Consider the following 25339-nt stretch of genomic DNA (forward strand, 5'->3'; position numbering starts at 1 on the left):
CAAAAAGCCTAAACCTGAATTTCTTACCAAGCCTTAAAGGCTATGATTGTTTTGGCATTAGCCTCCCCACTAAAACCTAACACCTTTCTATCTAAAGGCATCCTCAATATGATTGAATTCCGGAGCCTCATTCCTCTCTTGCACAATCCCCACAATATCAAACCGCATGGGAGAGCCCTCCATTTTGCGCTCGTACATCCAGGCTTCGGCAGCTTTGAAGATATGCTGAACTTTTTCTTCGGTTACGTGCTCGAAAGGCTGTCCGAATTTGGTATTTGTCCGATACTTCACTTCAATAAATACAATTGCGGTATCGTCGTACGCCACGATATCTACCTCAGAATGTTCAAAGAAATAATTTCGCTCTAAAACTCTCCAGCCTTTGGATTCCAGATAGGCACAGGCGAGATCTTCCCCATCGTTTCCAATTTCACGGTGTGACTTCTTAGTCATCAGTATCCTTTTTTCCGGTCAGCGATTCTTTTACTTCTACCAGCTTAACGAGCTGCTTCAGGAATTTTAAATTCTTTTTGTTGATGTAGGGAAGAAGGGCCCCGGTAAAACGTTCAAACATCTCAAGGAACTCCATGTAGTTCTCAATGCGGACTTTGAACTCTTTGCTTTCCTCATCGTTAAGCCCGCCTGATTCCAGCGTTTGTATACATTTTTCGAGATTCTTACGGATAGGGGCAATTTCGCGCTGCTGCCGCTCGCGGATAATGGTAGAAACGATTTTCCAGACATCAGTTTCGGCTGAGTAATAATCTTTACGGTCACCGGGAAAGCTCTTCTTGTGAATGAGTTCCCAATCCAACAGCCGGCGGAGGTTCATGTTGGCATTGCCGCGGCTGATGTCGAGCGTATCCATGATGGTGTCGGTATCCAGCGGATGAGATTCCGCATACAACAAGGCATGAATCTGGGACATGGTTTTGTTGATGCCCCATGCCGATGCCATTTCACCCCAAAGAAGGACAAATTGGTCTAATGCTTCCTGATATGCTTTGCTGTGCTCCATGGGATTATGTTATCCAATGGTTATGGGTTCATCGTTATTTGTCTAAAAAAGAATATACAAATAACGATGAACCATTAACGACTTACGATTTGGTTTCTTTGTCGGCTTTAGCCTTCGGAGCGTCAGCTTTGGTTTCCGGAGTGTTGTTACTTGAACTTTCGGGCGGAGGAGTAGAGGCTGATTTCTTGCCTCCGTTCTTGTAATCGGTTACATACCAACCGTCGCCTTTGTAAACCACGCCTCCGCCACCGGAAATGATGCGTTTTACTTTTTGTCCGGTGGTAGGGCAGGTTTCCAGAGCGGATTCACTCATTTTTTGGGTGATTTCAAAAGTAGTTCCGTCTTCTCTTTTGTACTCGTATGTAGGCATTGTTCTGTTGGTTTAAATTCAGGTCGAATATACGAACCAAATGCTATCAAAATCTGTGCCAATAAAATTCGGTCGGTTATTTTGATAGAGACGTACAAAACGGCTCGCACAAAAGTCAGAAAAAAAGACAGAATTTAATTGGCAAATCGTTGGCTGAAACTCAATTCATTAAGTGAATTGGGGAGGAAATCAGACTTCTGGTATTTGAAATCGTGGCTATTTCTTCAAAAAACCGCTTCCAAAGTTGAATTGCCTAAATGCAAACAGGTTTAAGATTTCATAACACGAAAAGTTTGGAAGCCGGTACTCTCTGAGCGTGAAAGTCCGTAATTTTACTTGCTTCAAATAGAGAATCAGCTCTGCTTTTGCACTTCCTATAAAGCCCTTCTATTAACAGAGCTTCTACAATAAAGATCGATTTAGTTAACCCATTTAGTATTTTAAAAAATAGATGAAGAAGTATTTAGACCTGTTTGGTCTCAACGATAAGATAGATTATAAGACAGAAATTTTAGCGGGCCTTACCGTGTCAATGGCCCTGATTCCCGAAGCGGTAGCCTTTGCGATGATTGCCGGGCTTTCTCCATTAACAGGTTTGTATGCCGCCTTTATGATGGGGCTTGTAACCTCCATCATTGGTGGCCGGCCGGGAATGATCAGGGGCAACCGGAGCCATCGCTGTGGTGTTGGTTGCGCTGGCTCAATCTCACGGAGTGGAATATATATTCGGAGCCGTGATTCTGGCCGGTATTATTCAGGTAGCAGCCGGTGCGCTAAAGCTTGGTAAACTGATGAGGCTTGTTCCACACCCCGTTATCTTCGGTTTTGTAAACGGACTGGCGGTCATCATTTTTATGTCGCAACTGGCGCAGTTTAAAACCCCATCCGGGGAGTGGATGACCGGGCAATCGATGTACGTTCTGTTAGCTCTTGTGGCTTTAACGATGCTCATTATCTGGGGGTTACCGAAATTAACCAAGGCCGTGCCTGCATCACTCGTTGCCATTTTAACGGTTTTCGGAGTAGTGGTAGCACTTGGAATCGAAACCCGAACAGTGGGAGATATTGCTTCCATTTCAGGTGGATTCCCTCCTTTCCATATACCCGAAATTCCTGTTACATGGGAAGCTTTTATGGTGATTCTTCCTTACTCTGCCATCATAGCAGGGGTTGGGCTGATTGAAAGTTTGCTTACGCTGAACATTATTGATGAAATTACTGAAACCCGCGGAAGTGGAAACCAGGAAGCCATCGCTCAGGGATCCGCAAATATTCTGTCGGGATTGTTTTCCGGGATGGGTGGTTGTGCCATGATCGGCCAGAGTTTGATTAACGTTTCTTCAGGTGCCCGAACCCGTATTTCAGGGATTGTGGCCTCGCTGATGCTGCTTGTTTTCATCATGTTTGGGGCACCGATTATTGAGCTAATGCCTATGGCTGCATTAACCGGACTCATGATTATGGTTGCTATCGGTACTTTTGAGTGGGCAAGTTTCCGCACCTTTAACCGAATGCCGGCTTCCGATATTTTTGTGATGGTAACGGTGACGTTAGTAACAGCAGTTCTGCATAACCTGGCGCTGGCCGTTATTGTCGGGGTAATTATAGCTGCTCTGGTATTTGCATGGGATAACGCCAAGCGCATTCGTGCCCGTAAGAAAATCGATGAAGACGGAGTGAAGCACTATGAAATCTACGGCCCGCTATTCTTTGGATCGGTAACGGTATTCAATTCCAAATTTGACGTGCTGAACGACCCGGACGAAGTAATCATCGATTTTGAGGAAAGTCGGGTAGTGGATATGTCGGCTATTGAAGCACTGAACAAAATCACCGGGCGATATAATAAAGTAGGAAAGACTGTACATCTCAAGCACCTGAGCAAAGACTGCCGAAAACTCCTTCAGGATGCGGATGCCATCATCGATGTGAATGTGATGGAAGATCCAACCTACAAGCTGGCGATTGATAAGATTTAAGGACTTGAAAGAACCTCCAAGCGTCGAACGGATCTTGGAGCGTTCGGCGGTCTTTTGGCACCCGCCACTTCAGTGCAACGCTTTCAGGACCTACGGACGCTGAAAGGTTACTCCATTGGAAAAACCTATTTCAAGCTGCTTAATCCTTCCTCAAATCGCTTCATGGCTTCTTTCAGGTCATCCATAGAGGCAGCATAGCTGAGTCGAACTCCGTTTGGTTCACCGAAAGCATCACCGGGAACGAGAGCAAGGCCGAATTCATCCAGAAGGTAAAGGCACAGGTCGGTGGAAGATTCTATAGCTGAACCATCTGGTTTTGTGGTGCCGATGTAATGGGAGATATCCGGGAATACGTAAAATGCACCCCCGGGAGTAAAGCAGCTAACACCTTCAAAAGAATTCAGTGTATCTACGAGATAGTCACGACGTTTTTTGAATTGCTCCCGCATCTTTTCAACTTCATCGAGACTGCCTTTGTAGGCTGCTTCACCTGCTTTCTGAGAAATCGAAGAAGGAGCAGACGTTTCCTGACTTTGAATTTTTGAAACGGCGCTCACAATTTCATTGGATGCAGCAAGGTAGCCCAATCTCCAGCCGGTCATTGCAAATCCTTTAGAAAAACCGTTGATCAGCAACACGCGGTCTTTGAGGTCAGGAGCTACATTCAGGATGCTAACATGTTCCCCTTCAAAAACGATGTACTCATAAATTTCATCCGAAATCACATAAACCTGTGGATATTTTCGAAGCACTTCGGCAAGTCTTTCAAGTTCATCAGCTGAATACTGGGCTCCGGTTGGGTTAGAAGGGGAGCATAAAATCAAAGCTTTGGTCTTTTCGGTGATGGCATTTTCCAGCTGTTCCGGAGTAAGCTTGAAGTCATTTTCGAAGGATGTGCGTACCGTCACCGATTCACCCTCTGCCAGGCGCGTCATCTCTGGATATGAAACCCAATATGGTGCCGGGATGATCACTTCATCACCGGGGTTAACCAGCGCAAGCAGACTGAAACCAACAGACTGTTTGGCTCCGTTCGAGCAGATTATTTGTGATGGATCATAGTCCAGGTTGTTGTCTCGTTTCAGCTTTGCACATATTGCCTCGCGCAATTCCGGTGTTCCGGGGTTCATGGTATAGCCATGGAATCCATCTTCTATTGCTTTGATGGCCGCATCACAAATATGCTTCGGCGTTTTGAAGTCAGGCTCACCGGCACTAAGGGATACAATGGATTTTCCCTGTCGCTTCAGTTCTTTGGCCCGGCCGGTTACTTTAAGCGTTGCAGATGGCTGTAAGTTTTGTGCGCGATTTGAAATCATAATTATAAATGAGTGTGAGAGTGGTGTTCAGAACGATAAAAATATAAAGGCTGAAAGAAAGAAAAGTAGATTATTTTTTCCTCAATTAACTTGTCCAAAGTTAAAATTGAGTGCCTGCCATAGAACGGTGTCTAAATAACTTTGGACAAGTTAGTTCAGGTGGTGCGCCTGCAATAAAACGGGGCCTGGGTAACTTTGTTAAATAACTTTTCCAAAGTTATGAGAAGGTAGATGTTTTAAGCATCACCGGTATAACTTTGGAAAAGTTAAGACAGGCTACTACCCCTTATCCTTAAACTTTTCCTTCAGCGCTATAGCCACATTTTCGGGGACAAAAGAACTAAGGTCGCCGCCCCAATATGCCACTTCTTTCACAATAGATGCAGAGATAAAAGTGAATTCTTCATCCGGCATAAGGAAAACGGTATCCACATTGGGTGCGAGACGCTTATTGGTAAGAGCCATGCGGAATTCGTATTCAAAATCAGAAATTTGACGAACCCCACGAACCAGTGTATCGGCATTCATTTTTTGTGCATGATCAACCAATAATCCCGTAAACTGTTTTACCTCTACATTTTTTGACCACGCTTTATTGGCTATGCAGGCTTTAATGAGGTTGACCCGCTCATCCCCTGAAAAAACAGCATTCTTTTCTTTATTAACGGCAACGGTTACAATCACATGGTCGAAGAGATTGGTTGCCCGCTCAAGGATGTCGAGGTGGCCGTTGGTAATAGGGTCAAAAGACCCGGGGTATAAGGCGATTGTTTTCATAGGGTGAATTTATTCCGAATCTACCGGATGCTTTTGAAAGATGCTAACGATGGTTCGGCCATATGCTTTTGAAAAAGTACATTTGGGGTGGTCAGTAAAATCCTTGTACTTATCATGCTCCAGGATAAACCAGCCCTCATCGGTCAGCCAATTATCCTCAAAAACCTGATCGATGAGTTCATCCATAAAGGGGTAATCATAAGGAGGGTCACAAAAAATAAAGTGATAGGGAATAGCCATTCCATTCAGAAAGCGCTGAGCATCGGAGCATACAACCCGCATTTGATCGTCAATGCCAAAGTCGGCAGCTGTTTTCTCAATTTGTTTTACGTTCTGGGCATCCAGCTCAACAGAAGTTACATGACGTGCTCCGCGGGAAATAGCTTCGAACCCAAGATTTCCTGAGCCGGCAAAGAGATCCAGAATCTGGGTGCCTTCCATAAAAACACGAGCTTCAATCAGGTTGAAGATACTTTCTTTGGTGCGATCGGTGGTAGGGCGTACATCCAGTCCTTTGGGAATGTTGAAGTGTCTGCCTTTCAGTTTTCCGGTTATTATCCGCATGGCGGAGTATAATTTTAAGTTTTAAATGATAAATGAGGTACTCTGTAATTTAACATTTAAAACTGAGCATTTAGAATTCCCGAAGGGTTAAAAATCGAGGCTCAATAGAATAGCAGGGAAAGCAGCGGCAAGGTCAAAGCCATATGTTTTTTCTTCGGCTTTCACCCCCATAGTTTTCAGGGAGTTGAGTTTGGTGATTTCAGCGGAGTCATCCCAAAATCCTTGCAAGGCCTGTTCAATTTCATGGCTGTTGTGCCCGAACAGATAAATTGTTTCATGGATACCACGCATCCAGCTGGAGTTCTTGGCGTGTTGAAGCCAGTGATAAGGCAGGTCTTCGGGTTGATCGAAAGAGATGTAAGTAGCGGCCCTGAATTTACCCAGTAAAAAAGAGGTGATGGAAATGATGTTCTCATGACACCCGATCATCAAGAAAGAACCACCAGGTTTAGCAAAGGCAGACCATTTCTGAGCCATTTCAAAATCACTGCTGAAGTCGGTTGTGGCAACCTGAGTGGTCAGTTCATCAAAGCCGGCCATCAGGTTCCGGCGCCGTATCGACAAAAACTTGTATTCGTTGTTATGAACGGTATGCCAGGTAGGTTCAATGTGTTCGCGTTCCACCCCTTTCATTAGTATTGCGAGGTGGTCTTCGCGCTCATCGGCATTGTCATACACAACTTTGGGGAATACCGTCCAGCATTCGTGAGCGGGATGTGTGAGTGCGCGTACCGATTTTATATTGTGGTTGGTACGAAACCGCTCGAAGGTGGAAAGGACGTGGGGGAAATGATCTTCGTGCTGACGCGTGATGGCGTCAATCACGTTGAAATTAAAATCAAAGGAGCCTATACGAAAAAGGTGTTTGTCGTTTTCCGGATCATTGATCGAGTAGAACAGGCGATCCGAAAAAAAACAAACACCTAAATTTGCAGAAGCGTCATCCATTAATTCCAGTTTGGAGCATTGCGCATCGTAGTACGTTCGAGGCTACCCACTGCATCATCAGATCCCGGATCTTCAAGCAAATAAATCTGCGGTCTGAGCGTATCGTTCAGCGTGTATTCCCATTTTGGGAACGGAGAACGTGGTGAATACACCAGTGAATCAGGGTTGTAAACGTCAAATGTAGTTCCAAACAGGGAGTCACCCATTGCAATCATCAGTGAATCGGTTTTAAGAAAATTCACCAGACTATCAAGTCCGCCTTCGGTTGGGGGGAAAGTCTCGTTTCGGGTTTGGTACTGGATGAGAGCATCTTTGGTGTCAATAAGTCGTTGCCGGACTTTCTCTTCCAAAGCCTCTCGCTCTTTAACCTCTTGATAAGGGGTTACCAGAGAATCATAAAGATAGTACGTAAGACCAAGGATGATTACTCCGAATACAATTGTCAAAATTTTATTACGCGATTCAATGTCCATGTGAAAAGCAAATGAGTTAATTAATTAAGTTTTATCCCAAGAAATTTCGGAAAAAGAAAATACACGCACACCCATAGATATGCAACTTTATAGCCGATTGAAAAATATGAATTCATAATTCTTTTACAGCTCTTATTTTCAGGCTGTCATTATTAATCTCTAAAGCACCGTTTATTTGAACCGGAAAATACTCCGTCTTGCCATACCAAACATCATAAGTAATCTGTCGGTGCCTTTGCTTGGAGCCATTGATACGGCGGTTGTAGGGCGCCTGGAACACGTTTATTATCTGGGGGCCATTGCGGTAGGGAGTATCATATTTGACTTCATTTTTTGGGGATTCGGTTTTCTGCGGATGGGAACAACCGGCATGGTTGCTCAGGCTTATGGTGCACAGGAAGAGCGAAAAACCCGCATCATTTTATTTCGGGTATTACTGGTAGCTGCGGCTAGTAGTTTATTAATCCTGCTCATTCAATACCCGCTGATTGAAGCTTCCCTTTACCTGGTGAATGCCTCACCTGAGGTGGAAGAATATACCCGTCTGTACTATCACATTCGCATTTTTGCCGCACCGGCTACCTTGGCTTTATTTGGATTGAATGGCTGGTTCCTGGGAATGCAGAACTCAACCTACCCCATGATCGTAACTATTTTCTTAAACCTTGTAAATATTGTGCTGAACCTGATTTTTGTGTTCCGGTTCAATATGACGGTAGATGGAGTGGCAACAGGGAGTTTGGTGGCGAGTTTTCTTGCATTAGGGCTGGCCGGAATACTATATAAAAAGAAATATGGAGGCGTTAAGCTCAACATTAAATGGGATGAGCTTATTGAAGCCGAAGAACTGAAGAAATTCTTTTCGGTGAACCGGGATATTGTAATCCGGACCTTATGTCTCATTTTTTCCTACGCTTTTTTTACGGCAAAGTCGGCAGCGATGGGAGATGTGGTACTAGCCGCAAACACCATTTTGCTGCAAATGTGGTACATCAGTTCATACGGAACCGATGGGTTTGCTTACGCAGCCGAGAGTTTGGTAGGGCGGTTTAAAGGAGCAAAAGATGACGACAAGTTAAAGAAAGCGGTCACGGCCAACATGCTTTGGGGGTTGGGGCTGGGCCTGCTTGGTACCATCACTTATGCGTTCTTTGATGCTGAAATCATATCTCTTTTTACAGATAAGGAAAATGTAATTAAGGTGGCCATGGGGGTTGTCATATGGCTGATTGTTGCCCCGGTCGTAAACAGCGTATGTTTTATTTGGGACGGGGTTTACATAGGAGCTACTGCAACCGGTGCCATGCGAAATTCCATGCTTGTTGCCACGGTTCTGGTTTTTATCCCGGTATATTTTATAAGTGAACCGTTTGCGGGCATTCATGCGTTATGGATGGCGATGACGGCATTTATGGTAGCACGCGGCGTGGTGTTGTCCATATATGCACCGTCCCGAATATTTGGAAAAACGTAATCCAGTAATGACCCTACTTAAGAGAACAGCGGAAATCGCACTTAATGCAATCAATTCATTTATTGAGGATAACTGTTTTCAATACAGTGCAGCGGTTTCCTTTTATACCCTTTTCTCGCTGGCACCCATTGTAATGATTGCCGTTTTTGTTGCAGGTTTTTTTATTGGTGATGTCAGCGTAATGCGAGAGCTGACAAACTTTCTGGAGAAAAACATTGGTCAGTCAAGCTCAGAGGCCGTTATGCTTTTGGTTGAAACCATACAAACAGATTCCCGGAATATTCTGTACTTATTCCTCAGCATCGCTTTCCTGATTATATCTGCCACAACGGTATTCATTCAATTCAAAGATTCTTTTAACCGGATTTTAAATGTGGTAGCCAAGCCTGAGATCGGGTTTTCAAAAGTCTTGATCGACCGGGTCATGGCTTTTGGAATGATTATGCTGCTGGGAATAGCGATGATCTTTTCATTGATTCTCGACTCTACCCTTGTTTGGCTTTTTGAATTGCTGTTGTCCAGTTTTGAGACGGCACAAATTTATCTGATTGGGCTTGGCAGCAATCTGCTCACTTTAGTTATGGTATTTTTTGCTGTGCTGATGATGTACTACTCCTTACCGGATGCCAAAGTACGGTGGCGCCCCTTGCTAATTGGAAGCTTGATCACCACGCTGCTTTTGGCAATTGGAAAATTCGGGGTGGGCATGATTATTGGAAACAGCTCGTTGAATCAGCTTTCAGGGGCTTCTTCTTCCATCATTATTTTGATGTTGTGGGTGTATTATTCCAGTATTATTATCTTTTTTGGGATTGAGTTGGTGAAAGCCCTCGCCGAATATGGCGAAGGGGAAATAAAAGCCGGCCGGTTTGCCCGAAAAATAAAGATGGTGGAAATGCCCGGAACAAAGAAGGAGTCCGATAAATTATGAAGCAGATTTTATTAATGAGACATGCAAAGTCGAGCTGGGAAAACCCGGACCTGAAAGACTTTGACCGCCCGCTAGCCAAACGAGGCCTCAACGATGCTCCCAGAATGGGCAAGTACCTGAAGAAAATTAAGTATAAACCGGCTTTGGTGATTTCGTCGTCGGCTCAACGCGCAAAAGAAACCACGCAGCTGAGTATGGAGGCAGCCAACCTTGATGCACAGCAGATTACCTGGAATGACGATCTATATTTTGGATCGGTCAGGGATTATATAGAGGCTATACAATCAGCTTCGGATGAGTATGACCGAATTATGTTGGTGGGACATAATCCTTTAATGGAAAGCACAACCGGAGTTTTGGCAGGAGGGCAGGATAAAACCGCGGTGCGGATGCCAACAGCGGCCATTGTGTGTTTAGAAAGTTTTGCTGACTCCTGGGAAACCATTGCTCCAGGCACTTGTCAGATAAAATGGATGATGATTCCAAAAGTTCTTAAAAAGTTATAGAGGTGTTAGAGGCAAGGTTTTAGGTGTTAGGTTTTAGGATAAGCGAATAGAGCAGACAATTATACCTTATATAACATTGCGACTGCTTTCAGCCTTAGTTATTTGAATCAACCAGAACAACCCTAAAACCTAACACCTGAAAACTAAAACCTATCCCAAAACCAGTCCACACTTTTCTGACGAATTGTTATATTAGCCCCGTACATTAATTCAACCCTCACATCTACAGCAGATGCAATACAAACAAAATTACTTTTACCTTTGCAAAACCCCGTTAAGCGCTGAAGGTCCTGAACATGTTGAGATCATAACCCGCGCCGAAAACAGTGAAGATTTCCCGCGGGTGTTCAAGGAGTATGAAGAATATCGCTCTCACGCTTTTAACGATGATGATATTTATAGTGTAGTTCGTGCCGATGATATTTATGAACTGGTACGAACCGGCACGGAAAAAGAAGCCCAGGAAATAGCGTACGAAAAGGCGGAACAGGAAATCATTACCAACCTGCAACATCGTGTGATGCAGGATGGAGATGCCAACGCCAAAGGAATACTGAAAGAAGTGTATGGCATAGAAGAATAACAGCCTTCTTCATTTAAACAACTTCAATCCCGCATGCTTAACAGTGTGCGGGATTTTTTGTTGAATTTAGTGGCCTATTCTTGAATAAAGGCTAATAAATAAAAGCCAGCATATACTTTATGCTGGCTATTTTGGAGATATATAGGAGATAATTAGTATGTCCCTGTCAAATAAAAATGCGGATTATTTAAGAGCATACAGGGGGATGGCAGTTTTCTTCTATTGCAAAATAAACATGATTACTTGCCTCACTAATTGTTCCGGAAGGTGTAATAGCATGAACTTTGTAGGTGTAGTAATCCTCGTTATCACCTGGTGGGACGGAAAGAACCTGGAGGTCAGGATCCATAAGCTGGGTGTCGTTGTAAGAAGTGCCTGTCGTTGTAGATCTTTCTGACCAATACCCATTCTCATATCGGCGATACACCTTGTACTGGCTTGCAAAGGGTACGGAACTCCAGGTAATGCGGGCAAAATCAGAGGAGGTAACATTGCCGGAAATAGAAGGGGCAGCTGCGGTGCCGGTTGCTATTTCATCCGGACTGCTATCGGGGTCATTACTAACCGTTCCATCTGTATATACATCACCTAAGGCAAGCAGCAAGCCCGCTATGTGGGGTGTTGCCATGGAGGTGCCATCAATGGTATTTGTTCCTCCATTTCTCCATAAGGAGTGAATATCTACCCCAGGGTTTGAATACTCAATGGGTGGATTCCCATAGTTAGAAAATGAAGCAAAATTATCGTTATCGTCATGGGCCGATACCGTCCAAACATTATTGTATTCTACTCGGGCGGGTGATTTATTATTTGCGTCTTGGTCTTCGTTACCAGCTGCAATTGCAAATTTTAACCCATCATCGGCAGCGGTTTCAATTGTAGATTCAAGAATAGACAATGGTAGATCTACGTAAGGACTACCAGTAACTGGCCAACCCAAACTAATATTAGCAACATCGCCTGATGAGTAATTAGAAACAATATAATCAATACCTGCATCTAGATCACTAGTGTAGCAATACCCACCACTATCGCATACTTTTACTGCAACTACACTTGCATCAGCGGCAACGCCTACTACTCCGGTAGAGTTGTCTTTAGCTGCAATGGTGCCGGCTACATGACTACCATGTCCATGTCCGTCATCTGCATTTTCGCCAGCAACAAAAGCTACGCTACTGCTAACATCTACATCCAAATCGGGATGATCAAGGTCAATCCCTGTATCAAGTACCCAAGCCTTTTTCCCTGAACCATCCAAAGGGCCTCCAACACGAGTTATTCCCCAGGGTGTAGTTTGAGACATTAGTTTTGTTGAAGGTTTGTTAGATGAAGATGTATTCATCATTTGTATGGCTTTATACTTAATATCTTGTACTATAGATTCGACTCGGTTATCTTTTTTTAAAGCTTCAACTTGTTTTTTAGTAAGATTTCCTGCAAAACCTTTAAGGGCATATTTGTATTGATGAATAAGAGAATCAGGATCAATATTTAACTCCGAAAAAATAGCATTTGTTCTTTGGACAGCTTCAGTGGCTGCCTGTTCTGAAATAGAACGCTCACCTTGATTCTTATAGGTAACTATATACCGTCCAGGGACTAACCTCGGATCTTCTTTATTTGCTTTAGTAAGTGTTTTATTTTCTTGCGTTTGACTATCTGGGGGGGGTGTGTTATTTTTAACATTCGTTGACTGATCACAATTGGTCCATATAAATATCGTGCAGAATATAATTATTGTAGAAATAGACTTTAAGTATCTCATAACTTCTATTTGGTTTAGTTTAAGGTCTAATTCAAAGAGAGATCTCATCTAGCTTTTTACTCTCCTTATATATAATAAGAGTAGAAAATTTATAAAATGTTACAAATTAGATAATTATGCGTTACTATAAGTTAATATTTATCATTGTGTGTTTTACATTAGCAAGTTGTGGTACTGAATCAACTCCAGGTGTGTGGAACTTGGAGTGGGCTCAAGAGGGGTTAGAGGGTGAAAAAATCAATGCTATAGAATATTCTGAGACCTCACTTCTCTTATCTAGTGAATCAAAACTTTTCAAAAAAGACATGAAAGCCGATTCAGTATGGCGGGAGTTAAATATCAAAATTAATCCCGATACCTCAGAATTTGGTGATATTCTATTTATGGATTTTGGCTTGTTAGCGGTAGTCAGGAATAGTATAGAATTTCATGAGCTTCCAAATGATTATGTGTCATTGTATAAATCTACTGATGATGGGAAAAGTTGGGAAGCAATGGAAGTACAGTTTGAGGGTAGGGAACCGCCATTTGTGATAAACAGGATAGCCAAAACAAATAAAGAGAAAGAAGAAATATATGCGGATTGGCATTTAATATTCAAATCAACGAATGAGGGAGGTAAGTGGGTGAATCTTACAAAGTCTTTTAGAGTAGGAGTTTCTGAATTTTTATATGTAAGCAAAGATCATCCCAATCAAATATGGACGGGGGGTTGGGATAATACTTTTTCACCCTATTTAGCCAAATCAGAAACCGGCGGGGAAAGGTGGATAGATTTAAGTGAAAAAGTTTACTTCAATACAGATGCTACTGTTTATTCAGCTTTGGTTCATAGTAAAAATGAGCGAAAAGTTTTAATTGGTTTCGGAGGTAGTGTTGAGACTGCAAATGTTATAAGAAAATCAAAAGATGGTGGAGATACTTGGGAGACGGTTTTGGAAGGTTATAGCATTCGGTCCATTAAAAACAGCGAGAATAACCCTAGTCGGGTTTATGCTTCTGGTCGCTCGCTACAAAATAAATTATTTGTAGCTATTTCAGAAGATTATGGAGATTCCTGGAATATTGAGACATATAGGGAAAGCCCCTCAGATATTCAAACTACTGAAATGGTAGTTACCGAAATAGAAAACAAAGAGACTCTATTTTTAGCTACTAATAAAGGAGTATATTCTCTCACTTTTGAAGAATGATTTCTTAACGTCAGTTTACTGGTCAATCCCGCATGCTTAACAGTATGCGGGATTTTTTTGTGATAAATACTCTCGATGAAGCTGATTGTAAATCCTTTTTACTATTCACTTACATTTTGGAACCGTAGCCACTCAATATTGTTTTAATAACTGAATATTCACGAATAGAATGATAGTGAGATGGATATTGAAACACTAAACGGAGTCGAAAAAATGAAAGTTAATATTGGAATTTCTGAAGACCATCGGGAAAAAATTGCAGCAGGTTTGTCAAAGGTTTTGGCCGATTCTTACCTGTTGTACTTGAAAACACATAATTATCACTGGAACGTAACCGGTGAACTATTTCACCAACTGCACGAACAGTTTGAAGAGCAATATTCTGAGCTGGCCGAAGCTATTGACGAGATTGCAGAGCGAATCAGGGCGCTAGGCTTCAGAGCTCCGGGTACGTTTAAGGAATTCAACGAAATTGCATCTATCGGAGAAGATACTGACCGGCCGAAAGCACTGGATATGGTCAAGCGCCTCACAGAAGCGAATGAGCAGGTTATCAGAACCGCAAGAGAGGCTCTGGAACCGGCTAAGGCCGCTGATGATGAAGCTACCATTGATTTGTTAACAGAACGGCTGACCGTTCATTCCAAAACAGCATGGATGTTAAGAAGTCACTTAGAAGACTAAGAATATTCATCCTGCAATTACAAAAGTTTTAATTACAAAATAAAACAGGAGAGATCCCATGAATGATTTAACCATCAAAGGAACATGGAACGAAGTAAAAGGAAAATTAAAGCAAAAATACTCAGAGCTGACGGACGATGATCTCGCTTTTACCGAGGGTAAAGAAGATGAGCTTTTGGGCCGTCTTCAAAATAAACTGGGTAAAACTAAAGATGAGATCAAAAAAGAGTTAGCAGAACTCTGACAAGAATCGCATAGTAGCTTGAAGGGAAGGTTAGCGCCTTCCCTTTTTTATATCTACATCAGAACCTGACAGTGAATGAATTTTTAAGGATATTCACCTCAACAAAATTAAAGATCATAAAAGAACGTATGGACAATTTTAACATTACCACAGATGACATTATGAATTTTGTGACCACCTTCGGCCCAAAGTTGCTTGCGGCGGTTGCGACTTTGGTAATCGGGCTATGGATCGTGAAGTTTATTGTGAGAGGAACAGCCAAAGTGCTAAACCGCAGCAGTGTGGATGAAGCCCTGGTTTCTTTTTTACGAAGTCTCATTTCCATGTTGCTCAAAGTCATGGTTTATATCTCCGCGCTGGGGATGCTGGGCATAGAAATGACCTCCTTTATTGCCGTATTGGGTGCAGCCGGTTTAGCGATAGGTTTGGCGCTGCAGGGAAGTTTGTCCAATTTCGCAGGTGGAGTGCTCATCTTATTCTTCAAGCCGTTTAAGGTGGGGGATTTTATTGAAAGAGGTAGTGAATCCGGCACGGTTGAAAAAATTGATATTCTGCATACACACCTTCAAACGCCCAACAATCAACTGGTTGTAATCCCAAATGGTCAGCTGGCTAATTCTCCTGTCACCAATTACTCAGCCAAAGAAACCCGGCGTGCTGTTTTCCCTGTAGGTATTGGATACGGATCAGATGTAAAAAAAGCACGGGAAGTAATCTTGCGGGTGCTGAACGAAGATGAACGCATTTTGCAAGAACCTGCGCCGATTGTGGTACTCACAAACCTGGGAGACAGTTCGCTGGATTTATCTGCCCGCGCCTGGACCAAAACCGAAAATTATTGGGGCTTTTTCTGGGACAACCTCGAAAAGATTAAAGAAGAGCTGGATAAAGAAGGTATCGAAATCCCGTTCCCTCAGCGCGACATCCATGTATTTCAGGAAAAGGAATGATTGTCGAATGATCGATTTTAGATTGCAGATTTTAGAATTAAATCTGTAAGGATATCAGTTTTAGTTGCTCTTACTTCTAAACAAGTAAGCACACTGACTATGAAAAGACTAGAACTTGAAGAACGCCTAATCGATTTTTCTGTAACCATTATCCGACTTATTAAGAATCTTCCTGTAACTCAGGTTAACAAGCACTTATCGGGTCAACTATTACGCTCAGCTACTTCTCCTGCCCTTAATTATGGTGAAGCACAAAGTGCAGAGTCAATAAGAGATTTTATACACAAATTGCAGATTGTATTAAAGGAGCTTAGGGAGTCATTCGTCATTCTCAAAATTATTGACAGGGCGGATTTATATAGTAATAAGTCGGAATTGGATATAGCCATCAACGAGTGCAATGAACTTATTTCAATTTTTGTGAGAAGCGTTCAAACTGCACATAAAAGAAAAAGGTAAACTTTTTTTCTTGAGTTAAGGCAGAAATACTTCAAAAAACGAAAATCGGTCTTTCGATCATTCGCAAATCATCGACTCTGCAAAACGTATCAATCATTTTCGTTTGTTCAAAGTTTTCCTGCGTATCTCTATAATCTGAAATACTTTGCAGCACTTTTGCTTTATATTGCCAAAGATTGGGCAGATATATTATCTTAGCTAATCTAAGCAAGAAGGCCCCGAGCCGTTAATCAAAAGACCTACGAGGAAAGGAAGGTTACTGTGGAGAACCTGGAGCAACAAAACGCAAACTCTGAAAAAGAGACCGATAAAGACGAACTTGAGAATAACGCTGAAGAAACTACTTCCGAAGAAGAAGCTTCAATTGATAATGAGGAGCCGGCTGCGGACCCAAAACAAGAGGTAGAAGAGTTGGAAGAAAAGCCTGAGAATACAGCCGAAGAAGAGGAAGCTGTTGAAGATGCAGACAACGGTGATGAAGCAGAAGAAACAGATGAAACTGAATCAGAGTCTGATGTCGCGGTAACCGAGGAAGATAAAGCAGAGACAAAGGAGAAAGTATCTGAAGAAGAAAGTGAAAAGTCAGCTGAAGATGCTGAGTCTTTTTACTCTGACATTGTAGAGCGGGCTAAAGAACTGGTGGTACAGACAGACTGGGCTTTTGTTACTACAGAATTGGCTAATCTCGCCCAGAATGTTACGGAAGGACCTGAATCCACCAGTGAAAAGGCCAGTCAGCTAATTGAGGAGTTTCAGGAGCTGCGGGATAACTTTGAGCAAAAGAAAAAAGAGTATTACGAGGAGCAGAACCGCAAGAAAGAAGAGAATCTTGCCAGGAAGAAAGAACTCCTGAAGTCCCTTTCAGATATAGTAAATGAAGAAAACTGGACAGCAACCAAAGAGGTTGGTAAAATTAAGGGCCAGTGGGAAAACATTAAGCTGCTGCCGCAAGGAGAAGCCGAAGCTTTAGATAAGCGATTTAAAGAATTGATGGACGAGTTTGAGGATCATAAAGTAGATCGGCTCGTGAAGAAACTTCAGAAAGAAGAAGAGAATTTAGAGCTAAAGCTGCTCCTGCTCGATAAAATGGATGCGCTTACCCAAAAGCTCAATGAGAATACTCCTGACTTTGATAAATTAGAAGATCAGTTTAACAAGTTGATTTCCCAGTGGAGAAAAGTTGGGCGTGTTCCTTCAGAAAAAAACCAACCGCTATGGGATAGGTTCAACGCTGTGCAGGACACCTTCAATGAAGTTCGGTTCAAGGTTGATAAAGAGTTTCGTGAGCAGATTGAAAAGGCGCTTTCCAAGAAAAAGAAACTGGTGAAAGAAGCCGAAGCCCTGGTTGATCAGGAAAATATTGCGAAGGCAGCCCGTAAGGTAAATAAGCTGCATAAAGCATGGAAAAACGCCGGCAACCTCCCGCAGAAAGATGAAAATGAGATGTGGGACCTGTTTAAAGCAGCTACCGACAAATTCAATGAGATGAAGTCGGATAATATTGATAAGCTGCGCGAACAGGAAGAGGCCAATCTCGAGAAGAAATACGACCTTATAAAAGAAGCGGAAGAAACCAAAGATACCGACGACTTTGATGCCGGTCACCAGAAGATGCAAAGCCTTATGAGCCGCTGGAAGAAAATCGGGCCGGTTCCAAGAAAGCAGTCTTCCAAAATCTGGAAGAAGTTTAAAGGCGCCATGGATGTGTTCTACGACCGCCGGCGTGAAGCTTTTAAAGGAGAGCGGAAAGATCAGAAGGAAAACCTGGAGAAGAAGCAGGAAATTCTTGAGAAGCTGAAAGAATTAGGTGAGCACGAAGATCCGGCGCTGGCTGTTCAGGAAGCCAAAAAGTTACAGCAGGCTTTTAAAGATATTGGCTACGTCCCGATCAAAATGAAAAACAAGATCTGGAAGCAGTACCGCGAAGCATGTGATGTAATTTATGACCGCTATCGCGCGCTGGGATCTGATCTCGGAATGGAGAAAAAACTGGCTAACCAGGGAATTGATCCGGATACCCGTAAAGATATTATTAAGCTCCAGAAAGAGCGGGATAAGCTCAAGAAAGAGGTTTCTAAACTGGAAAGTGAAATGATTCAATACCAGGAAGCTAAAACGTATTTCAAGCCTACCAACCGGGGAAATGCCTTGAAGGATGAGCTTCAGGAAAAAATTGATAAAGCCGAAAACTCAATCGCTGAAAAAGAAGAACGCCTAAAAGAAATCAATAAAGAAATCGACCAGCTTAAACGAACGGGAGACAGCGACGAAGAAGAATAACAAGTGCTTTCCGTTTGTTTAATATTTTTATACAATAGTGAGCGTTGAAATCTAAATGATTATCCCACATTGGTTTAGTTATAGAAAATATTAACAGGGAAGATAATACCGTTCAATTTACACATATTAGGGGTGCACGATTGAACATGTATAGATAGATAGGTAAGCAGAGGTTTATATATAATTTGAAAGGCTCGATACATATAAAATTTTGGGGAGTCCGGGGTTCAACGCCTTGCGCTAATAGTGAAAACATGCGGTACGGGGGAAACACAACGTGCGTGCAAATTCAGATTAAAGGTAATGACGAATTGCTGATTTTAGATTCCGGAACCGGCTTTCGGAATCTTGGTAACGAACTGCAAGGCCGGGGTTCTTCACTTCGTGGTCGCGTATTCATCACTCACCCACATTGGGACCATTTGCAAGGCTTCCCATTCTTCAAACCCTTCTATAATGGCAATAACTGGTTTCGAATCTATTTGCCACCCCAGGGTGAGATAGGGTGTAAGGAAATTTTACAGGGGCATATGTCCAGCACCTTTTTTCCGGTCTCTATTGATATGCTGGAAGCTGATTTAGATTGCGAAACCTTTCAGCCTGGTAAATTAGATTTTGACGGTTATTCTGTTGAGTACATATGGGCAACCCATACGGTTCCTACAGCTATGTATAAGATTCGAATCAAAGATAAAACCATTGTTTTTGCTCCGGACAACGAATTGATGGATGATGATTCAGAAAAAAGCCGGCTATTCAGGGAAGAGTTTAAGGAGTTCGTCCGTGATATTGATGTGCTGATTCACGATGCCCAGTATTCGAATAAGTTGTACAAACAACGTGTTGGCTGGGGGCATTCATCCTGGGAAACTGTTACGGAACTGGCTAAAGAAGTGAATGTAAAAAGGCTTTTCCTGACGCATCATGATCCTGACAACAGTGATGACGTATTGGCTAAAAGAGAAGAGCAGATTCAGGATGTATATGGATCTTCATTTGAAAGAGTATGTCTGGCCAAAGAAGGGCAGGAAATTGCCCTGCCCTCCGGTTAAGCCAGTAAAGTAAAGTTTTAAGGTGCAATTACCTTAGAAGTAAAATCGGATGCCAATGGCTCCGTTTCCGTCAAAGTCGGTGCTGGGAGCTAAATCTAAAATGGGAACCGCCTCAACAAATAAGTCGATCGGGGCATCTTCTATCAGGTAATTCAGTCCCAAAGGAACACGAATACCGATAGCCGCTTCATCAGCTAAAACAAGCCGTGCACCTACTCCATAATAAAAAGCCAGTCTTCCCTGATCTACTCCGCTAAACCAGTTATGCTGGAGGTAGTCGCCGTGAAGGTGAATGGCATCGTACCGGCCAAACGACCAGGCAGCACCGAAGCCAAAAGCAGACTTGGAATTATTCCAGGCCTTTATAGAGATACCGGTTGGCTCACCGAGCATAACACCCAGCCCGAGATTGCCACCTTCCCCATTAGCCTGTGCATTTGCAGTTTCAGGAATAGTGATTGCTACTCCGAAAATTATAGTTAGTATTGAAAGTAATTTTTTAATGTTCATAGTTGATTGGTTAGTTATGTTTACTACCTCATTAAATACAAATTAGGCCAAAATTGTTTCAATTATAGCATAATTAATGATTTTTGGGAGTAGAATCGTTTAAATCAATCCTTCCATCTTTTTATTTCGTAAGAATTACTAAGCTGGTTCATTCAAATCAATACTATACTATTAATAAAGAAAAAGGCACAATTATGGATAATCCTTATTACAAAGCAGAAGATCTAAAAAAGTTTGGCGATATCACTGAATTTCAGGAAAAGCTGGGGAATAAGTTTTTTGAATACTACGGAGAGGTATTTGAAGAGGGGGCTTTATCAAAAAGAGAAAAAGCATTGATCGCCCTTGCAGTGGCTCATACGGTACAATGTCCGTATTGTATAGATGCCTATACTACCGACAGCCTGGAGAAAGGAGCCAGCGAAGAGCAAATGATGGAAGCAGTTCATGTGGCCGCCGCCATTCGGGGTGGATCATCGCTCGTTCATGGCGTGCAGATGATGAATAAAGTGAAAGACTTGTCCATGTAATTTTAGTAAGCAGAATCAGAATAATCATGCCCGGTTAACTTCCGGGCTGATCGATATTATATTTAACAGAAGGAAGTTTTATGAAAAGCTTATTGGCAGAATCTCATGAGCTGGCTAAGCCCAGCGTTCAGCTCGATATCATTAATAATCACAACGAAAAAATAAAGTCTCTGCCGAAGTTCAGAGACAAAATTGACCCGATTGGTTTATTCCCACTGAAACCCACTGGTATTGAGATCTTTCAAATGAATGTGGGCTACATGTGTAACATGACCTGCAAGCATTGCCATGTGGATGCCGGCCCCGATCGTCAGGAAATTATGACGAAGGAGACCTTCGGGCATTGTCTTGATGCTATAAAAGGAACCGATATTGATACGGTAGACCTGACCGGCGGGGCTCCGGAAATGAACCCTCATTTCCGATGGTTTGTAGAAGAAGTATCAAAGCTGGGTAAACATGTGATTGTAAGATCGAACCTTACCATCCTGACCACCAATAAATTCAGTGACCTGCCGGAATTTTTTAAGGAACACGGGGTGGAAGTAACCTGTTCTCTTCCTTTTTACAGTAAATCACGGACTGACCGACAGCGTGGAGAAGGCACCTATGATAAATCCATTAAGGCTTTAAAACGGTTGAATGAAATCGGGTATGGTGTTGAAGATACAGGGCTACTATTGAACCTGGTTTATAATCCCGTAGGGGCTTTTTTACCGGGCGATCAGGAAGATATTAAGCAGGAGTTCAAGAAAGAGCTCAAAAGAAAGCATGATATAGTGTTCAATGACCTGTTCACCATCACCAATTTACCGATTAGTCGGTTTCTCAACTTCCTGCTGATGTCCGGAAACCTGGAAGAGTACATGGAGAAACTGATCGAATCGTTTAATCCGGCAGCTGCGGCTGGGGTAATGTGCCGCAACACCATTTCCATTGGTTGGGATGGCCGGTTGTTTGATTGCGATTTCAACCAAATGCTGGATATGGAAACCCATGAAGACAGCGTGCAACACATTGAGGACTTCGATCTTGAGTCGCTAAACAACCGGGAAATCAAGATTAATCAGCATTGCTTTGGGTGCACAGCCGGAGCAGGAAGCAGCTGCGGGGGCGCGACTACTTGAACACCCAACAAGGAACATTGAACAAGGAAGGAAGAACAAGGGAAAAGCTGATTATCTTCGTAAAAAACGAGGAGGCCGGGAAAACTAAAACCCGGCTTGCAGCTACAATCGGAGATGAGCAAGCCCTTGAAGTATATCAAAAATTACTGGGATGGACCCTTGAGCAAACCCGGGATTTAGAAGTTACCCGTGAAGTGTGGTATTCAAGATTTATTGCTGAGAATGATATCTGGGAAGAGGGTGATTTCGAAAAGCGCCTGCAGTCCGGGGATAATCTTGGTGCAAAAATGTCGAATGCCTTCAGGAAATCATTTACTGAAGAGTCGTTCCAAAAAGTGGTAATCATCGGCAGTGATTGTGCGGAGCTTACCTCGGGTATCATTCAGCAGGCTTTTCAGAAATTGGAAGACCACGAGTTTGTAATCGGACCGGCTGAAGATGGCGGGTATTACCTGTTGGGAATGAGGAACTATCACCCGGAGGTGTTTGAAGAAATCGAATGGAGTACCGGCTCCGTATTTCAGAAAACGATAGAAAAAATCCGGGATATGGGCTCAAATTATGCCACACTGAAAGAATTAAACGATGTAGATACCATCGAAGACTGGAATAGGGTTAAGTCCGGTTTATAATTGTCCGCTATTAATGAGTTTAGAGTAAATGATAAGTATTGTTATTCCTGCTTTTAATGAGGAAGCCAAGATTGGCGGGCTCATTTCTTTTTTGAAGGAACATGGAGAAGGGCAGGTTTTGGAGATAATTGTAGTTGACGGGGGCAGTTCAGATAATACCGCTGAAATAGCCTCAGAAAAGGGAGCAAGGGTTTTGGAAAGTCCGGTAAGAGGCCGGGCAAATCAAATGAATTTTGGGGCTGAAAAGGCCCGTGGAGAGTGGCTGTATTTTCTGCATGCCGACACCACTCCGCCACCTACATTTGCTACAGATATCAGCAGGAAAATACAGGCCGGATTTGAGTGCGGTTGTTTCCGTCTGTCTTTTGATAACAGCCACCCGGTACTGCGGATTTACAGTTGGTTTACCCGGTTCGATCTCAATGTTTTCAGGTTCGGAGATCAGAGTCTATTCGTTAGAAAAGCGCTTTTCTCAAAAACAGGCGGTTTTGATAATAAATTGTTGGTGATGGAAGATCAGGAAATTGTAAAACGTCTTAAAAGTCACGCACAATTTGTGATCCTTAAAAAGTCAGTTGTTACTTCGGCAAGGAAATATCAACGGTTTGGGGTTTTCAGATTACAGTTCATTTTTGCTATTATAGTGGTCCTCTTTTATTTAAAGATCAGCCAAGAGGTAATAGCACACTTTTATAAATCGTTTATGGTGGGCTCGTCATATTAAGTTAGTGTTAAAAGGCTGGGTGACCTCAGAGGTTGGCCCCCGTTTTCGCTATATTTACCAGCCCTAAAGAAAACCCCGTTAGTAATCTATATGAGAATTATCCGAGCAGGATTAACCGCTTTTTTCCTAACTTTATTTGCCGCAAATCTTTACGCGCAGGCATCATTTGAAAGAGCCGAAACCAACGTTGGAACTATAGGCCTGTCCATTACAAATTATGGCACTATTGGAAAGCCGGACGTACGCAATAACCCCGAAGGCGGGTTCAGTATGCGCTACCCAAGCGACTCTCAAATCGAGCATTTATTTGAAGCCGGGATTTGGGTCGGCGCGTTATACAATAATTCTCAGCTAAGGGTATCTACATCTTCAATAACCACTTCAGCGGGATACTCAAGGGGTGGTTCGGGTTTTGAATTTACAGCTGATAATATCATCCTGAGAAGAAGTAGTAACCCTAATGATGAATATTTTAATGCCCAGTCTGTTGGAGAGCAGGATATCATTACTGAGTTTTCAGATCGAAGAAGGGATATTCAGGGGACGCCCATTAATGGACATGATACCCCGCTTTATGCAGATGTACGGCTGGAAAGTTATAACTGGGGTTTCCCTTTTACTGAGAACTTTTCCATCCTTAAATATGAAATCACCAACAATAGTGACCAGTATGCAGGTGCTGCTACCTGGGACAGTGTGTTTGTGGGGATGTATGCAGATTTGGTTGTTCGGGATATCACCACAAATGAAGCCGGCGGAGCTTTCTTTAATAAAAATGGTATTGGTTATCTGGATTCGCTCTACACCACCTATGCATTTGATGCGGGTTCTCCCAACGGTGAGCCGGCCATAAACACGTATGGGGCTATTTCTCTAATTGGAGCTGAATACCGTGGAAATTTCTTTCATCCTAAAAATGAAGACTACCTCCAGAGTCAAGGAGTCAATGCCCCAATGGTAGGTCCCAGCTATTGGTTGTTCTCTTCCGGAACCGGGGTTTTCAACGCGCCATCAAACGACATTGACCGTTATACCCGTATGGCAGAGCGCTTTCCAATTGATTCGACAAATGCGCAGAATGAAACGTACAGGGAAGCGCTTAGAACGGATGGTCAGGATGGGGCAGGTAACTATATCTCATTTCTTTCAATGGGTCCCTTCCCCGTGGTAGAACCCGGAGAAACCATAACGGTGTATTTTGTGTATTCAGCAGCCAGAAAGCCGGAAGAATTTCAGGGAACAACTCAAAATATAAAAGAAATTGATACAGAGGAGTCGCGGTCTTTGCTTAGGCAGACGCTCAGTTCAGCTAATCGTGTTTTTCAAGGGGAAGATTTAAATGATAACGGTATTTTAGATCCGGGAGAAGATACCGATGGCGACGGGCAGCTAACGCGATATCTGTTCCCAACACCGCCCGATAATCCTAAGATTCGTATTCAGTTAGAAGAAGGGAAGGCATCTATTTATTGGGACAGGACAGCTGAGTTTTCGGTGGATCGGGTTTCCGGTGAAATGGATTTTGAAGGGTATAGAATTTATAGTTCTCAGCTGGGAGATGCTCAGGGTGTGGATCCTAAATTAATCCGTGAATTTGACAAGCCCGCCAACCAGATAGCATTCGATACCGGTTTTGAAGAAGTGGAACTGGATGAACCGGCTACATTTGAGGGGGATACGTCTGAATATTGGTATCGTTATGAGCTCGATGGATTGTTGAGTGGTTGGCAATACGAAATTTCGGTAACCGCTTTTGATGGAGGTAGTGAAACATTCGATATCGGAAGCCTCGAAAGCTCGACGAACTCAAATTCAGTAAGGATTTTTCCCGGTACCCCGGTTAACGAGAATTTTGGCAGCAATGACAAAGAGTATAAAGTAGGGGTGTATCCAAACCCATACCGGATCAGGGCAGCGTGGGATGGATCCAATGAAAATACCCGAAAACTCTATTTTTATAATTTACCTTCAAGAGCGGAAGTTCGCGTATATACCGTGGCAGGAGACATTGTGGCGGAGTTGGAACATAATTCGGCCACATATAGCGGCGATATTTCCTGGTTCGATAACTTTAGTGACGACCCAAGAGTGATGGCCGGGGGAGAGCATGCATGGGATTTACAGTCTGATGCCAACCAAATCTTATCCACGGGTTTATACCTGTATACCGTGAAAGACTTGGAATCAGGAGAAGTACAAACAGGTAAACTACTTATTATCAAATAATCAAAAGACAGAGGATCA

The 25339-nt window shown here is 42.9% G+C and carries 26 protein-coding genes and 1 pseudogene; 17 read left to right on the forward strand and 10 right to left on the reverse strand.

Features of this window, described 5'->3' with window-relative positions:
- Positions 1-87: 87 nt before the first annotated feature.
- The 3 genes from ABFW99_RS08490 to ABFW99_RS08500 all read right to left on the reverse strand — a co-directional run bounded on the left by ABFW99_RS08490 (position 88) and on the right by ABFW99_RS08500 (position 1388).
- A complete protein-coding gene (locus ABFW99_RS08490) occupies positions 88-453 on the reverse strand; it encodes a YraN family protein (RefSeq protein ID WP_349353595.1) in 366 nt (121 codons plus the stop codon).
- On the reverse strand, positions 446-1018 hold the full coding sequence (locus ABFW99_RS08495; protein ID WP_349353596.1) for a GbsR/MarR family transcriptional regulator: 573 nt from the start codon (positions 1016-1018) through the stop codon (positions 446-448). The genes ABFW99_RS08490 and ABFW99_RS08495 overlap by 8 nt, the downstream gene beginning before the upstream one ends.
- A gap of 82 nt (positions 1019-1100) precedes the next feature.
- Positions 1101-1388 carry an FmdB family zinc ribbon protein gene (locus ABFW99_RS08500; RefSeq protein ID WP_349353597.1) on the reverse strand — a complete coding sequence of 96 codons (288 nt, stop codon included), beginning with the start codon at positions 1386-1388 and terminating at the stop codon, positions 1101-1103.
- Between the two features lie 451 nt (positions 1389-1839).
- Between ABFW99_RS08500 and ABFW99_RS08505 the strand changes: the two are divergent.
- Positions 1840-3367: pseudogene (locus tag ABFW99_RS08505) on the forward strand (SulP family inorganic anion transporter).
- 125 nt (positions 3368-3492) lie between these two features.
- Here the strand turns inward: ABFW99_RS08505 and ABFW99_RS08510 are convergent.
- The 5 genes from ABFW99_RS08510 to ABFW99_RS08530 all read right to left on the reverse strand — a co-directional run bounded on the left by ABFW99_RS08510 (position 3493) and on the right by ABFW99_RS08530 (position 7448).
- The gene (locus ABFW99_RS08510) at positions 3493-4686 is read right to left on the reverse strand and encodes a pyridoxal phosphate-dependent aminotransferase (protein WP_349353598.1); all 1194 of its coding nucleotides are present in this window, start codon (positions 4684-4686) and stop codon (positions 3493-3495) included.
- A gap of 279 nt (positions 4687-4965) precedes the next feature.
- Positions 4966-5463 (reverse strand): pantetheine-phosphate adenylyltransferase, encoded by a 498-nt coding sequence (gene coaD, locus ABFW99_RS08515; protein ID WP_349353599.1) that lies wholly within the window; start codon positions 5461-5463, stop codon positions 4966-4968.
- Between the two features lie 9 nt (positions 5464-5472).
- A complete protein-coding gene (gene rsmD / locus ABFW99_RS08520) occupies positions 5473-6027 on the reverse strand; it encodes a 16S rRNA (guanine(966)-N(2))-methyltransferase RsmD (RefSeq protein WP_349353600.1) in 555 nt (184 codons plus the stop codon).
- 87 nt (positions 6028-6114) lie between these two features.
- Positions 6115-6975 (reverse strand): hypothetical protein, encoded by an 861-nt coding sequence (locus ABFW99_RS08525; RefSeq protein ID WP_349353601.1) that lies wholly within the window; start codon positions 6973-6975, stop codon positions 6115-6117.
- Positions 6975-7448: a hypothetical protein gene (locus ABFW99_RS08530; RefSeq protein ID WP_349353602.1), complete on the reverse strand. Its 474-nt coding sequence runs from the start codon at positions 7446-7448 to the stop codon at positions 6975-6977. Before ABFW99_RS08530 ends, ABFW99_RS08525 begins: the two co-directional genes overlap by 1 nt.
- A 175-nt stretch (positions 7449-7623) precedes the next feature.
- Here ABFW99_RS08530 and ABFW99_RS08535 point away from each other — a divergent pair, with 175 nt between their 5' ends.
- The 4 genes from ABFW99_RS08535 (at position 7624) to ABFW99_RS08550 (ending at position 10942) form a co-directional block, all read left to right on the forward strand.
- Positions 7624-8922, forward strand: coding sequence for an MATE family efflux transporter (locus ABFW99_RS08535; protein ID WP_349353603.1), 1299 nt, complete (start codon positions 7624-7626; stop codon positions 8920-8922).
- Between the two features lie 7 nt (positions 8923-8929).
- The gene (locus ABFW99_RS08540; protein ID WP_349353604.1) at positions 8930-9853 is read left to right on the forward strand and encodes a YihY/virulence factor BrkB family protein; all 924 of its coding nucleotides are present in this window, start codon (positions 8930-8932) and stop codon (positions 9851-9853) included.
- Positions 9850-10359 (forward strand): SixA phosphatase family protein, encoded by a 510-nt coding sequence (locus ABFW99_RS08545; RefSeq protein WP_349353605.1) that lies wholly within the window; start codon positions 9850-9852, stop codon positions 10357-10359. The genes ABFW99_RS08540 and ABFW99_RS08545 overlap by 4 nt, the downstream gene beginning before the upstream one ends.
- Before the next feature lie 232 nt (positions 10360-10591).
- Positions 10592-10942 carry a hypothetical protein gene (locus ABFW99_RS08550; protein WP_349353606.1) on the forward strand — a complete coding sequence of 117 codons (351 nt, stop codon included), beginning with the start codon at positions 10592-10594 and terminating at the stop codon, positions 10940-10942.
- Positions 10943-11129: 187 nt separating this feature from the next.
- Here the strand turns inward: ABFW99_RS08550 and ABFW99_RS08555 are convergent, their stop codons facing one another.
- Complete coding sequence (locus ABFW99_RS08555) at positions 11130-12710, reverse strand: S8 family serine peptidase (RefSeq protein ID WP_349353607.1); 1581 nt, start codon at positions 12708-12710, stop codon at positions 11130-11132.
- A 116-nt stretch (positions 12711-12826) separates the two neighbouring features.
- On the opposite strand from ABFW99_RS08555, the gene ABFW99_RS08560 reads away from it, so the two are divergent.
- The 7 genes from ABFW99_RS08560 (at position 12827) to ABFW99_RS08590 (ending at position 19572) form a co-directional block, all read left to right on the forward strand.
- Positions 12827-13903, forward strand: coding sequence for a WD40/YVTN/BNR-like repeat-containing protein (locus ABFW99_RS08560; RefSeq protein WP_349353608.1), 1077 nt, complete (start codon positions 12827-12829; stop codon positions 13901-13903).
- Positions 13904-14083: 180 nt separating this feature from the next.
- On the forward strand, positions 14084-14587 hold the full coding sequence (locus ABFW99_RS08565) for a Dps family protein (protein WP_440707475.1): 504 nt from the start codon (positions 14084-14086) through the stop codon (positions 14585-14587).
- Between the two features lie 58 nt (positions 14588-14645).
- On the forward strand, positions 14646-14831 hold the full coding sequence (locus ABFW99_RS08570; protein ID WP_349353610.1) for a CsbD family protein: 186 nt from the start codon (positions 14646-14648) through the stop codon (positions 14829-14831).
- Positions 14832-14959: 128 nt separating this feature from the next.
- Positions 14960-15781 carry a mechanosensitive ion channel family protein gene (locus tag ABFW99_RS08575; RefSeq protein WP_349353611.1) on the forward strand — a complete coding sequence of 274 codons (822 nt, stop codon included), beginning with the start codon at positions 14960-14962 and terminating at the stop codon, positions 15779-15781.
- 99 nt (positions 15782-15880) lie between these two features.
- Positions 15881-16240: a four helix bundle protein gene (locus ABFW99_RS08580; protein WP_349353612.1), complete on the forward strand. Its 360-nt coding sequence runs from the start codon at positions 15881-15883 to the stop codon at positions 16238-16240.
- 261 nt (positions 16241-16501) lie between these two features.
- Positions 16502-18520, forward strand: a complete 2019-nt coding sequence (locus ABFW99_RS08585; protein ID WP_349353613.1) for a DUF349 domain-containing protein — start codon at positions 16502-16504, stop codon at positions 18518-18520.
- Positions 18521-18774: 254 nt separating this feature from the next.
- Complete coding sequence (locus tag ABFW99_RS08590; RefSeq protein ID WP_349353614.1) at positions 18775-19572, forward strand: MBL fold metallo-hydrolase; 798 nt, start codon at positions 18775-18777, stop codon at positions 19570-19572.
- 33 nt (positions 19573-19605) lie between these two features.
- Here the strand turns inward: ABFW99_RS08590 and ABFW99_RS08595 are convergent, their stop codons facing one another.
- On the reverse strand, positions 19606-20082 hold the full coding sequence (locus tag ABFW99_RS08595) for a hypothetical protein (protein WP_349353615.1): 477 nt from the start codon (positions 20080-20082) through the stop codon (positions 19606-19608).
- A 194-nt stretch (positions 20083-20276) separates the two neighbouring features.
- Between ABFW99_RS08595 and ABFW99_RS08600 the strand changes: the two genes are divergently transcribed.
- From ABFW99_RS08600 to ABFW99_RS08620, 5 genes are all read left to right on the forward strand, one after another.
- On the forward strand, positions 20277-20612 hold the full coding sequence (locus ABFW99_RS08600) for an arsenosugar biosynthesis-associated peroxidase-like protein (RefSeq protein ID WP_255133638.1): 336 nt from the start codon (positions 20277-20279) through the stop codon (positions 20610-20612).
- A gap of 80 nt (positions 20613-20692) precedes the next feature.
- The gene (arsS, locus tag ABFW99_RS08605; protein ID WP_349353616.1) at positions 20693-21739 is read left to right on the forward strand and encodes an arsenosugar biosynthesis radical SAM (seleno)protein ArsS; all 1047 of its coding nucleotides are present in this window, start codon (positions 20693-20695) and stop codon (positions 21737-21739) included.
- Positions 21740-21756: 17 nt separating this feature from the next.
- The gene (locus ABFW99_RS08610) at positions 21757-22371 is read left to right on the forward strand and encodes a TIGR04282 family arsenosugar biosynthesis glycosyltransferase (RefSeq protein WP_349353617.1); all 615 of its coding nucleotides are present in this window, start codon (positions 21757-21759) and stop codon (positions 22369-22371) included.
- A 28-nt stretch (positions 22372-22399) separates the two neighbouring features.
- Positions 22400-23095: a TIGR04283 family arsenosugar biosynthesis glycosyltransferase gene (locus tag ABFW99_RS08615; RefSeq protein WP_349353618.1), complete on the forward strand. Its 696-nt coding sequence runs from the start codon at positions 22400-22402 to the stop codon at positions 23093-23095.
- A gap of 90 nt (positions 23096-23185) precedes the next feature.
- Entirely contained in the window at positions 23186-25321 is a 2136-nt protein-coding gene (locus tag ABFW99_RS08620) for a hypothetical protein (protein ID WP_349353619.1), read from the forward strand.
- Positions 25322-25339: the final 18 nt, after the last annotated feature.

The organism is Gracilimonas sp. BCB1 (assembly GCF_040117685.2).
In the GTDB taxonomy this organism is placed as follows: Bacteria; Bacteroidota; Rhodothermia; order Balneolales; family Balneolaceae; genus Gracilimonas.